The sequence below is a fragment of the uncultured Proteiniphilum sp. genome (assembly GCF_937873925.1).
Lineage (GTDB): Bacteria > Bacteroidota > Bacteroidia > Bacteroidales > Dysgonomonadaceae > Proteiniphilum.
Genome location: NZ_CALNAT010000237.1, coordinates 19,858 through 32,363, shown reverse-complemented (window position 1 = coordinate 32,363; position 12,506 = coordinate 19,858). Strand labels below are relative to the sequence as shown.

Sequence of the window (12,506 nt, the reverse complement as noted above, 5' to 3'; positions counted from 1 at the left end):
GAAAAAGTAGATCCTGAAATTATCCGATACATTCATGAGAAAGGAGTGAAATTCCTGCCTTACCATTCCGATTTCGACAAAAGGGTGGAAGAGATCAATGCATTTTATGAGGAAATTGACAGCTGATCCGGTTAAAATCCTTAATGAATTTATTTTTTTAACGAGCCTATACACAAATATCTTTAAAAATAAAGAGAAAGCTTTTCGCCGGTTTTTATTTGCCACATTTTTTTCAGATATTTGCGTCATTGAAAACAAACTGATAAAACGAATGAAATTCAAATCCCTATACAGAGTATTTGTTATCGCCTTTATCGCTCTGCTCACCGTCTCGTGCAACGACACACTCGACCAGGTAGGATTCACTATTCAACCCGGCCAAGACCGCCTAAAGGTGGAGATCGACACGTTGGAGTTGCAGGCAAACACCATTCGGGTGGATTCCATATTTTCCAAAACACAATATCCGGTATTAGGTGAATATACTGACCCTATTTTCGGCACTATCAAGTCCGGATATATCGGCGAATTCTACTTCGCTGAAGGTACAGGCTTCGAAGAGGACGCTTCCATCGACTCGGTAAGAGTACAGCTTGCTTACACCACCATGATGGGAGATTCACTCTCCCCTATGGGGTTATCGGTATATGAGGTGACAAAATCACTGAAAGGGATAAGTGTTTATTCCAATGTCGATCCCACGGAGTACGCCGACATGTCGGCACCTTTAGGCACACAGACATTCACCGGCAAGAATTCCACCTACAGAACGGAAACAACCACTTCGGGAAGTTCTGTCACAGTATATGAGATCAATGTGAAACTTCCCAATGCTCTCGGCGAAAAATTTCTTACCGAGTACAAAAAAGCAGGACACGGACAGTTGACGGATGCGGATAATTTCAGAAAGTTTTTCCCGGGATTGTATTTCACTACAGATTTCGGAAAAAGTACTATTCTCAGTGTAAGCCTTACTTCGCTCCTCGTGCATTATAAATATAATGACGAAGACGGATCATCCGCAGGAAAGGATACTATCCGTACCTCTGCCATGCGTCTGAACATTACGCCGGAAGTGACCCAGATCAATCATATTCAAAATAAAAACGATCAGTTACTGGAACCAAACTCCGAGTATACATATGTAAAAAGCCCTGCAGGGGTGATTACTGAGGTCACTTTTCCCTTCTCACAGATGAACGACAAACTGAAATCACAGGCTTTGAACCTGGCAAACTTTACCGTATATGCCATCCCCGACGCCGATGAAGAGACAATGGTGAAGCTGAGCCCTCCCACCTATCTGTTGCTGGTAAACAAAGATTCTCTGAACGGATTTTTTGAAAACAGAAAACTCATCGATAATGTAACCAGTTTCCTGTCCGCCAGATTTGACGCTTCCACCTACTCTTACAATTTCAACAACCTCTCGACGATGGCGAACCACTACAATGAGGCGAAAAAGGAAGAACCTTTCGATCTGGTTTATTATCTGATTCCTGTGGATGTCACTTTCGCGACCGATACATACGGAAATACGACGACTACTCCAATCTCAATTTACAACCGGACGTGGCCGGCGGCAGCCAAACTCGATAAACGCGAAGGGAATCTAAAACTGGATATGATCTTCAGTAATTTCTAAAACCGGCTGTATTGTTGAGTCGCACTGCAAGCCGCTTGTCATTGGCACATTCGCACCTATTGGCACATTAAAAAAGCAACCCCTGTTCTTCGCCTCTTTTTCGTCCCAGATGCCTGTATGCCAGGTCGGTCGCTTCTCTGCCCCGCGGGGTGCGCTTGATAAATCCTTCTTTGATCAGGAACGGCTCATACACCTCTTCAATAGTGCCTGCATCGTCTCCCACAGCCGTGGCGATGGTAGTAATACCTACCGGTCCCCCTTTAAACTTATCGATGATGGTAAGTAAGATTTTATTGTCTACTTCATCCAGACCGTATCTGTCGATATTGAGCGCCTCCAGTGCATAAGACGATATATGCCTGTCTATTTTCCCATTCCCTTTTATCTGGGCAAAGTCCCGCACCCGTCGTAATAAGGCATTGGCCACACGCGGCGTTCCTCTGCTCCGGGAAGCGATTTCCAGGGCTGCCTGACCGTCGCAGGCAACCTGCAACAGATCGGCCGACCGCAGGACAATCCCTGTAAGGGTTTCCAGATCGTAATACTCAAGGTGCATATTGATACCGAAACGTGCCCGCAGCGGGCTGGTCAGTAAGCCGCTCCGGGTGGTGGCCCCTACCAGCGTGAAAGGGTTCAGGTCTATCTGGATAGATCGTGCGCTGGGTCCTTTATCGATAAGGATATCGATCCGGTAATCCTCCATAGCGCTGTAAAGGTACTCTTCCACTACGGGAGAGAGCCGGTGTATTTCATCTATAAAAAGAACATCATTCTGTTCCAGGGAAGTAAGTACACCCGCCAGGTCGCCCGGCTTGTCGAGTACGGGACCCGAAGTGACCCTGAATCCCACACCCAGCTCGTTGGCAATGATATTCGAAAGGGTTGTCTTGCCCAGGCCGGGGGGGCCGTGCAACAATACATGATCAAGCGACTCGCCACGCAAGCGTGCCGCGCTCACAAAGATCTTCAGGTTTTCCACGATCTTACCCTGCCCTCTGAAATCGCCGAAGGTCAGTGGACGCAAGCTGTTCTCAAATTCACGTTCGGTCTCCCTGAAATTGCGATTACTATGTATATCGAAAGTATTTTCCATCATTTATCGATACAAAAATAGCTATTTATCGGGAGTTTTGGAAATTGCAGCCACATTCCGTTTCAATCCGGAGAATTTAGCCCTTTTCACCGCTGATTTGTGGAATACTCGCCGGTAATCCTCTTCATCCATCCCGATCAGTTTTTCCAGGTCGAGCGATAAAAACTCTTCCGAGGGCATCAGTTCCGGAGTACTATGCGGCCTGGCGTACCTGTTCCAGGGACACACTTTCTGGCAAATATCACAACCATATACATTATTACTTAACAGAGGAATTACATCGGCTGAGATGTCGCCCTTGTTTTCGATGGTTTGATACGAAATACATTTATTCGCATTGAGATAATGAGGCCTCTCTATGGCGCCTGTAGGGCAGGCATCCAGACAGCGGCGGCACTTCCCGCAATTTTGGGAGACGGGGAAGTCGTAATCCAGCTCCATATCAATGACGAGTTCACCGAGAAAGAAATAGGAACCTTTACCCGGAATGATCAGCAGTGTATTTTTCCCGATAAATCCCAATCCTGCCTGTGCCGCCCAGAAACGTTCCAATACCGGGGCCGAATCGGAAAAATACCGCCCCGTGACCCCGGGGTGGCGAGATTTTATAAATTCAAACAATTGACTCAGTTTTCCGCGTACTAGCTCGTGATAGTCTCTCCCATAAGCGTAATAGGCAAACTGCGGCCCTTCCTCGGGCAGTCTCGCAGGGGGATAGTAATTCAATGCGACGGAAATAACAGATAGGGCTCCTTCCACAAGTAACCGGGGATCGAGCCTTTTATCAATATTACGGGCCATATACTCCATACCCGCATGCCCATTCTTCGAAAGCCACTGCATATAACGCTCCTCCTCCCCGCTATCGGTAGCGCGGCAGATACCGCAGGCATCGAAGCCAAGCGACAACGCATATTGTTTGATCTCTTCGGAAAATGTCATAAAAACGGGCTACCATTATTCTCCCGGCAGGCGTCGCAGGCCGGGATTCTCTCAGCAAGCCGGCCGCTCACCGCTCCTATAGCAGGTGTCCGCAGGAAGCCAAAACTCAGGCGAGCGTAAAATCGAGCTGTTTCCTGTCAAGATTGGCCCTTGCCACCTGGATGGAAACCGGTTGGCCAAGACGATATTCCCGCCTGGTACGCCGGCCGACTAACCGGAAATTCTTTTCATCCAGTTCATAGAAATCGTCATCCAATTCGCGGATGGGGATCATACCTTCACATTTGTTCTCATTGATCTCTACATAAATACCCCATTCCGTCACCCCGGAGACGACGCCGTCGTATACTTTTCCGATCTTATCGGCCATAAATTCCACCTGCTTGTATTTGATGGAATCCCGCTCCGCGTTGGAAGCCACCTGCTCCATCTGTGAACAGTGCTTACACTCTTCTTCCAGCGAACCCTGATCAATGCTTTTCCCTCCTTCCAGATAATGCTCCAGCAAACGATGTACCAGCATATCGGGATACCTGCGGATCGGCGAGGTAAAATGGGTATAATAATCAAATGCCAAACCGTAATGCCCTACATTCTTGGTGGAATAAACCGCTTTGGACATCGTACGGATCGCGATGGTCTCTATCAGGTTTTCTTCGGGACGGCCCTGCACTTTATCCAACAGGGAATTGATACTTTTCGCCACCTCCACTTTCGAGCCGTCGGGTTTTATCTTATGGCCGAATCGAAGGATAAATGTGTTGAAAGTGTCCAGCTTCTCCGGATCGGGCACGTCGTGCACGCGATATACAAAAGTTTTGGGTTTCTTTCCTTTGGGAACCATTCCGACGAACTCGGCGACATTCTTATTGGCCAGCAGCATAAACTCCTCAATAAGGTGATTGGCTTCCTTCGATTCCTTAAAATATACTCCCAGCGGTTTTCCTTTTTCGTCGAGATTGAATTTCACTTCGTAGCGTTCAAAATTGATGGCACCGCTGGCAAACCGCCTCTCTCGTAGCTGTCGGGCAAGATGATGCAGTTGAAGGATCTCGGTGGAGAAATCACCCTTGCCGGTTTCAATGATTGCCTGCGCATCTTCGTAGGTAAGCCGGCTATCCGACTTGATCACAGTCCGTACGATACGTGATTTTTGTATCTCCGCCTTATCATTCAGATTGAAGATAACCGAAAAACACAATTTTTCTTCGTTGGGGCGTAATGAGCAGATCCCGTTGCTTAACCGTTCCGGCAGCATAGGGATCGTCCTGTCGACCAGATAGATCGAGGTCGCCCGCTTTTCCGCCTCCCGGTCGATCAGGTCGCCCAGTTTCACATAGTGGGTCACATCGGCAATATGCACTCCCACCTCCCATTGGTTGGACGAGATCTGGCGAAGGGAGAGAGCATCGTCAAAATCTTTGGCGTCTTTCGGGTCAATGGTGATGGTAAACACTTCGCGAAAGTCTTCCCGTTTGACAATCTCTTCCCCGTCAATCTCCTCAGGTACCAGTTCGGCAAATTTCTCCACCTTCTCGGGATAGCTGTAAGGCAGGTCGTATTGCGCCAATATGGCATGCATTTCGGTATCGTTCTGTCCCGGTTTACCCAGCACATCCATCACCTTTCCCACCGGATTATTGGCTTTTTCAGGCCATTCCGTGATCTCCACGAGCACTTTATCACCATTTTTCGCACCGTTGAGATCCTCTTTCGGGATAAAAATGTCGTTCGACAGGAACTTACTGTCCATCACTAAAAATGCAAAGTGTTTCTGCACTTCTATGATTCCCACAAAACGGCTCTGGGTGCGCTCCAGTATCTCTACGACCGCCCCCTCGGTATCCGCCCGCTTCCTTTTTGCCAGCAGCTGCACCCGCACTCTGTCGCCGTTCATGGCATGCTTGCTGTTGCGTTCGGGTATATAAATGATGTTTCCGTCATCGTCCGGCACAAAAAAGTTCTTACCGTTGCTCCTCCGTTCAAAACGCCCTTCCAGCATTAATCCCCGGTTATTGATACGGTATCTGCCGCGGGATGTTTCCAGCAGTACATCTTCATCCCGTAATTTATCGAGTGTATTCACCAGCACACGCCGCCCCTCTTCCCCGCGGATATTCAGCGCAGCCGCTATTTGTTTATAATTAAATTGTTTGTCTTTGTTCTGTGTAAGAAAATTGGTCACTAAAGGGATAAGTTCCTTTTTTTTTTGTTTACGGAAGGTATAGATGTTTCTTTTTTACTCATAATTTATTTACATCGGTTTTTACTTAAACAATTCAAACGCATTTTAGTTAAATACAAAGTAATAAAATATTTCATTAAAAATAGACTATTTCTCCACCCGGTATTTTCAATGCCATTTCATTTTTTAGGGAACTTAATTTTCAAATCCTGAAGTTATCGCTATTTTTGTGTAAAGATAAGGGAAAGAGTATGCAAAAGAGAAAGATCCTCATCACCGGTGCCAGCGGATTTATAGGGAGTACGACAGTGGACGGAGCGCTGAAACGGGGGTATGAAACCTGGGCCGGAATCCGTCAGAGCAGTAGCCGGCGGTACCTGCAGGACGGACGCATTGGTTTTATCGACCTGCAGTATACCGATAAGCGAAAGCTGAAGAAGCAGTTGCGGGATTTTGCGGATGAATATGGCCGTTTCGATGATATCGTCCATATTGCGGGACTGACGAAAGCGCTCCATAAATCGGATTTTGACAAAGTAAATTACGAACAGACCAGGAATTTCGTGGAAGCGCTTATAGAGACCGATACCGTTCCCGATTCGTTCGTGTTCATGAGTTCACTCGGCGCTATGGGGCCGGGTGATGAAATTGGATATACTCCTATGTGTGCCGATAAGACGCCCAGTCCGAACACGGCCTACGGGAAGAGCAAACTGAAAGCGGAAAATTGGCTGAAGGGTATCACCGGCTTCCCCTACCTGATCCTTCGCCCCACCGGTGTTTACGGCCCCCGCGACAGGGACTACCTTATCCTGATGAGAGCGGTAAAAAACGGATTGGATGTGGGAGCAGGCTTTAAAAAACAACTTCTCTCGTTTATTTATATCGAAGACCTGGTAAATGTTATCTTCTCCCTTACCCAAAAGGGAATCCGCAGAAAAGAATATTTCGTTGCCGACGGAGATCTTTATACCGACAGCGAATTCAACGCCATTGTACGGGACGCGCTGTATAAAAAAAATACAGTACGGTTAAAAATCCCGCTCTTTCTGGTAAGGCAGGCAGCGTTCCTCAGTGAAAAAGCGGCGGCGCTCTCCGGCAAGGCCACCACCTTCAATAGTGACAAGTACCGCATCATGAAACAGCGTAACTGGGCGTGCGAAATCGCACCATTGAAAGAGGATATCGGTTTTCAACCGGAATACAGGCTGAAAGAGGGGGTAAAAAAAACTGTGGAGTGGTATCAAAATGAGGGATGGCTATGATGATTTGTTGATTTAACGGTGTGTCGATGTGTTGATTGGTTAATTGTGCCAATGAAATTAATTGGCTACTATGACAAACAACGTTCAACGGAACGAAGTTAAATGTGATAAGGTGGGAAAACGAGGATGAATGTGTCAATGAGTGGATTTGAAATTGGAATTTTTAGTTTTTAGTTTACTAAAATAAATTGTATGCAATATAAATTATTGGTTCTTGATGTGGACGGCACATTGGTGAACAGCAAAAAAGAATTATCCGTACAGACTTTAACTACGCTCCTGAAAATACAACATGCGGGCATACGCATTGTATTGGCTTCGGGGCGGTCTCCTCATGGCCTGCGCCCTCTGGTTGAAAAATTGGAGATGAAGAAATGGGGGGGCTACATTCTTCCGTATAACGGAGCACAGATCATTGATGTGGAGAATGAAGAGGTTCTGTTCGAAAAGAGGATAGACCCCGCAATGTTCCCTTATCTGGAAAGAAAAGCACAGAAGAGCGGATTCGGCATTTTTACCTATCATCAAAATCAAATTATCACCACTGAACCGGAAAACAAACATATCCGGGACGAAGCAGCACTCAACGGCATGGAAATCGTGGCGGTAGAGAACCTTTCCGCTGCCGTGGATTTCTCCCCCTGTAAGTGTGTTTTGGTCAGTGATAACGAAACCTCTCTGCTGGTTTTGAAAGATCAGTGGAGAAAACGTTTGGCCGGCGTGCTGGATGTATATCGGTCGGAATCGTTCTTCCTTGAAGTAGTGCCGGAGTTTGTGGACAAAGGAAATACGTTGGGCGTGCTGATGGAAAAGCTCGGACTCAGTGCGAAAGAAGTAATGGCAATAGGTGACGGCAGAAGGGATTTCTCCATGCTCCAACTCGCGGGCTTTGGAATCGCCATGGGAAATGCGCAGGATTCGATCAAAGCCTGCGCCGACTATATTACCGAAAGTAATGATAATGACGGGGTAGCTACTGCCATCCAGAAATTTATCATTGCCGAAGTTCGTCCGGCAGATATTTCGCCGGACCAATTGAATGCCGGCAACCGTAATACGCTGATGGGCAATCTGGGAATTCAATACACCTACGCTTCGTCAGGCCGGATTGAGGCCGTGATGCCCGTAGACGAACGGACACGACAACCTTTCGGGATATTGCATGGCGGCGCTACATTAGCGTTGGCCGAAACGGTGGCCGGAATGGGATCAATGATCATCTGCGAACCGGACGAGATCGCCGCGGGTATGCAGATCAGCGGTAACCACATATCTTCCGCACACGAAGGGGATACGGTACGGGCCATCGGCACGATCATTCATAAAGGACGTTCTTCACATGTGTGGAATGTAGATGTGTTTACCTCGACTAACAAACTGATTTCTTCTATCCGGGTGGTCAATAGTGTATTGAAAAAGAGATGACAGATCGATATACATACCGCATTCTGGATGCGCTTATCGAACAGGATGAATGTTTTGCTATTTTCAGACTGCCGCACGAAACATCACCCAGGTTTGTGATGCAGACATCCGGAACACCTTCTGTCCTCCGGGATATCGATGACCTGAACGGGCAGAAGGGGTTTGTGATCGCTCCTTTCCGGATCACCACGGAATCGCCCGTCTTGGTGATCCGGGCGGATCATACCAGCCTGCCGCAACTGCATATTGCTATTCCGAACGATCCGCAGGAAAAAGGGAACCGAAAGAAGTATAAAAGCAACGGTAAAACCGGATACAGCCGTCTGTTCAGGCGGTTTCACGAACCACTGGTAAACGGCGAGATGAAGAAGCTGGTATTGTCGAGGAGCAAGACTATCGACAGGGAAGGAACATTTTCACCCGGACGCTCTTTCTTCAATGCCGTAGAAAAGTATCCCCATTCCTATGTATACCTTTTCCATACGCCTCAAAGCGGTACATGGCTGGGAAGCACCCCCGAAATACTCCTGACGGGAACAAAGAGTGAATGGCATACGGTCGCCCTGGCCGGAACCCGGTTTCCCAATTCCGGTGCGGTTATGTGGGACGACAAAAACCTCCGGGAACAGCATCTGGTCACTTCCTACCTTCTGAACCGGCTTTCTTTCTTTCATGTTACACCCGAAATAAACGGGCCGTACACAATAAAGGCCGGGGATCTGGCACATTTGCGGACAGATTTCAGTTTCCATCTCCCGGACACTTCAAAACTCGGGACCTTGCTTAAAACGCTCCATCCGACCCCGGCGGTATCGGGGCTTCCGAAAAATGAAGCCTACCGGTTTATTCAGGATAATGAAGGATACGACCGCCTTTACTATTCCGGATTCCTCGGCATGCTCGACACGGAGGGGGAAACCGATATATATGTAAATCTCAGATGCATGCATATTGAAAAAAATTCGCTTACTTTGTTTGCCGGGGGAGGCTTACTCGCTTCTTCCTCTTTGGATGACGAATGGGAAGAAACGGAGCATAAGCTGGAGACTATGTTGGATATACTTCATTAAAATTAGTCGTTTTCTAGCAACGGCATAATTCAAGTATACTTAGTTGTTTTCTACGCTCGACATAGTAAAAACAAGTTTTTTCTTTGTACTCGCTTATCGAAAACATTCAAACAAGTTGGGTTTCTGCTCGTATTGCTTAACGAAAACGTTGAATAAGGGATATGTATTCGGAAAAAAGAAATGTTTTACAACTGGCGGCGCTGCTCAAAGCGCATGGTATTACACATATCGTATTGTCTCCCGGCTCACGGAATTCCCCGCTGATCCATTCTTTTGCGACAGACAGGGATTTCACCTGTTACAGTGTCGTGGACGAACGGAGTGCCGGTTTCTTTGCCCTGGGCGTTATACAGGCTGTCGGTAAGCCGGCGGCTGTATGCTGCACATCAGGAACGGCTGCCCTGAATCTCGGCCCTGCCGTAGCAGAAGCTTATTATCAACAACTGCCCCTGTTGGTGATCACAGCGGACCGCCCTATTGCCTGGATCGGGCAAATGGACGGGCAGACTATCCCGCAAACCGGCCTGTTCAGGGAGATCATCCGCCGTTCGGTTCAACTGCCCCAGATAGGGAATGAGGAGGAAGAATGGTATTGCAACCGGTTGGTCAATGAAGCTATACTCAGCTTACACAATGGGGTCAAAGGGCCAGCCCATATAAATATCCCCCTGGGCGAGCCGCTATTCGGCTTCAATACGCCCACCCTTCCTCCTGTTCGCGTTATCCGGCAATCTGCACAGGGATATGTAATTCAGAAGGAAGACAGGTATGACCAACGATTCGCAGGCTATTCCAAACGTATGGTCATTGTCGGTCAGCTGCCGCCGGACAACGGGTTAGCCGGTCTGCTGGACCAACTCCGCGAAAGATCGGGAGTGGTGGTGCTGGCGGAACAATTATCCAATATCCCCGCAAACGGGACTTCGGCTTTCGACACCGTACTTTATGCAACATCGGAAAAAGAATTAAGCGAGTTAACCCCTGATCTGGTCATCACATTGGGCGGACATATCGTTTCCAAACGGCTGAAACAGTTCCTCCGTTCGGCAAATATCCGCGAACACTGGCATATTTCTCCTTCCGGAGAGGTTACAGACACATTTCAGCGGGTTACCGACATTGTCAGGAGTGACAATGAAACGTTTCTGCATTATCTGGCGGAAGCACCGTCCGGTCCCGCAACAAAAGATTTCCGGGATATATGGGAAAAAGCCTGCGCATCTGTCATGGAGCCGGATATTGCCTTTTCGGACCTTTACGCAATCGGCGCATGCCTGGATGTGCTACCCGAAAATACCTCCCTGCAGTTAGCGAACAGCAACAGTGTCCGCCTGGCGCAGTTATTCGGTATTCCGTCGTCAGTGAAAGTGTTCTGCAACCGGGGGACAAACGGAATAGAAGGGTCGCTCTCTACGGCGGTGGGGTATGCTGCCGCATCGGACAGCCCCACCTTCCTGCTCATCGGGGACCTGAGTTTCTTCTTCGATATGAACGGACTTTGGAATAACTATAGAGGCCGCAATTTACGCATTCTGCTGAATAATAACGCCGGAGGCGAGATATTCCATATTCTTCCGGGACTGAACAAGTCGGAGGTGTTGAACGAATATATTGCAGCAACCCATACAACCGGGGCAAAAGCCTGGGCGGAACAACAGGGATTCCTCTATCTTCCGGCCCGCAATGCGGAGGAATTACACCGGCACTTACCGCACTTCACGGATATGGGCAGCGAAAAGCCGGTTCTGCTGGAAGTCTTTACTTCCATGGAAAAGAATGCGGAACAAATACGATCATATTATCATCAGCAAAAAAACAGAACTATTTCGTTAAGCTAAAATAACGGTTAAGCGAGAGCAATGTCAAGCTCGCTTGAAACATTGCCAAGCGATAATTATTTATCAAAATGAGCAGAGACTAAACTTATTCAGGCCATGCCATAGCGGGAACTATTTCGTTAAGTGAGAGCCGGAACAAAGCCTGCTTTGGTTTTGCCGAACATATAAATAGGCTAAAGCATTTGAAATAGTGCAATAAAATTGAATACAACAATGACAAACAGAGAATGGACAACACTCAAAGAATACGAAGATATTCTTTTCGACTTTTATAACGGGATCGCACGGATCACCATCAACCGTCCGCGTTACCGCAATGCGTTTACTCCTACCACTACCGGAGAAATGAGCGATGCCTTGCGCATCTGTCGTGAAGAATCGGATATCAGCGTGATAGTGATCACCGGGGCAGGCGACAAAGCCTTTTGCTCGGGAGGCGATCAGAACGTAAAAGGGAAAGGCGGCTACATCGGTAAAGACGGTGTGCCCCGCCTCAATGTGCTGGACGTGCAAAAACAGATCCGTTCGATGCCCAAACCGGTGATTGCCATGGTGAACGGATATGCTATCGGAGGAGGGCATGTGCTACACGTGGTCTGCGACTTGTCGATCGCATCGGACAATGCCATCTTCGGACAAACCGGGCCGCGCGTGGGGAGTTTCGACGCGGGCTTCGGCTCCTCTTACCTTGCCCGTATCGTGGGACAGAAAAAAGCCCGCGAAATATGGTTCCTCTGCCGCCAGTATAACGCGCAGGAAGCGCTCGACATGGGATTGGTCAACAAAGTAGTACCGTTCGACAGGTTAGAGGACGAGGTGGTCGAATGGGCGGAAGCGATGATGCAGCACAGCCCGCTGGCGCTCCGGATGATCAAGGCCGGACTGAACGCCGAACTGGACGGGCAGGCAGGGATACAGGAACTGGCGGGGGATGCGACGATGCTTTATTATCTGACCCACGAAGCTCAGGAAGGTAAACAGGCGTTTCTTGAAAAACGTAAACCGGACTTCAAGCAATTTCCCAAACTCCCTTAACCTGTGTG

The 12,506-nt window shown here is 48.1% G+C and carries 9 protein-coding genes; 6 read left to right on the top strand and 3 right to left on the bottom strand.

From position 1 onward, the window contains the following. The first annotated feature begins 271 nt into the window (after positions 1–271). Positions 272–1,645 carry a DUF4270 domain-containing protein gene (locus tag Q0502_RS16610; RefSeq protein WP_298653248.1) on the top strand — a complete coding sequence of 458 codons (1,374 nt, stop codon included), beginning with the start codon at positions 272–274 and terminating at the stop codon, positions 1,643–1,645. Between the two features lie 67 nt (positions 1,646–1,712). Here the strand turns inward: Q0502_RS16610 and ruvB are convergent, their stop codons facing one another. From ruvB to rnr, 3 genes are all read right to left on the bottom strand, one after another. After that, positions 1,713–2,738, bottom strand: a complete 1,026-nt coding sequence (gene ruvB / locus Q0502_RS16605; protein ID WP_298653251.1) for a Holliday junction branch migration DNA helicase RuvB — start codon at positions 2,736–2,738, stop codon at positions 1,713–1,715. 21 nt (positions 2,739–2,759) lie between these two features. Continuing rightward, positions 2,760–3,680 (bottom strand): tRNA epoxyqueuosine(34) reductase QueG, encoded by a 921-nt coding sequence (queG, locus tag Q0502_RS16600; protein WP_298653246.1) that lies wholly within the window; start codon positions 3,678–3,680, stop codon positions 2,760–2,762. 106 nt (positions 3,681–3,786) lie between these two features. Beyond that, a complete protein-coding gene (gene rnr, locus Q0502_RS16595) occupies positions 3,787–5,865 on the bottom strand; it encodes a ribonuclease R (protein ID WP_298653243.1) in 2,079 nt (692 codons plus the stop codon). Between the two features lie 251 nt (positions 5,866–6,116). On the opposite strand from rnr, the gene Q0502_RS16590 reads away from it, so the two are divergent. The 5 genes from Q0502_RS16590 (at position 6,117) to menB (ending at position 12,498) form a co-directional block, all read left to right on the top strand. Next, positions 6,117–7,130: an NAD-dependent epimerase/dehydratase family protein gene (locus Q0502_RS16590; RefSeq protein ID WP_298653241.1), complete on the top strand. Its 1,014-nt coding sequence runs from the start codon at positions 6,117–6,119 to the stop codon at positions 7,128–7,130. Between the two features lie 192 nt (positions 7,131–7,322). Beyond that, complete coding sequence (locus Q0502_RS16585) at positions 7,323–8,555, top strand: Cof-type HAD-IIB family hydrolase (protein WP_298653238.1); 1,233 nt, start codon at positions 7,323–7,325, stop codon at positions 8,553–8,555. Beyond that, positions 8,552–9,625 carry an isochorismate synthase gene (locus Q0502_RS16580; RefSeq protein ID WP_298653236.1) on the top strand — a complete coding sequence of 358 codons (1,074 nt, stop codon included), beginning with the start codon at positions 8,552–8,554 and terminating at the stop codon, positions 9,623–9,625. The genes Q0502_RS16585 and Q0502_RS16580 overlap by 4 nt, the downstream gene beginning before the upstream one ends. 161 nt (positions 9,626–9,786) lie before the next feature. Then, positions 9,787–11,463, top strand: coding sequence for a 2-succinyl-5-enolpyruvyl-6-hydroxy-3-cyclohexene-1-carboxylic-acid synthase (gene menD / locus Q0502_RS16575; RefSeq protein ID WP_298653233.1), 1,677 nt, complete (start codon positions 9,787–9,789; stop codon positions 11,461–11,463). Positions 11,464–11,676: 213 nt separating this feature from the next. Then, entirely contained in the window at positions 11,677–12,498 is an 822-nt protein-coding gene (gene menB / locus Q0502_RS16570; RefSeq protein ID WP_298653230.1) for a 1,4-dihydroxy-2-naphthoyl-CoA synthase, read from the top strand. Positions 12,499–12,506 lie beyond the last annotated feature (8 nt).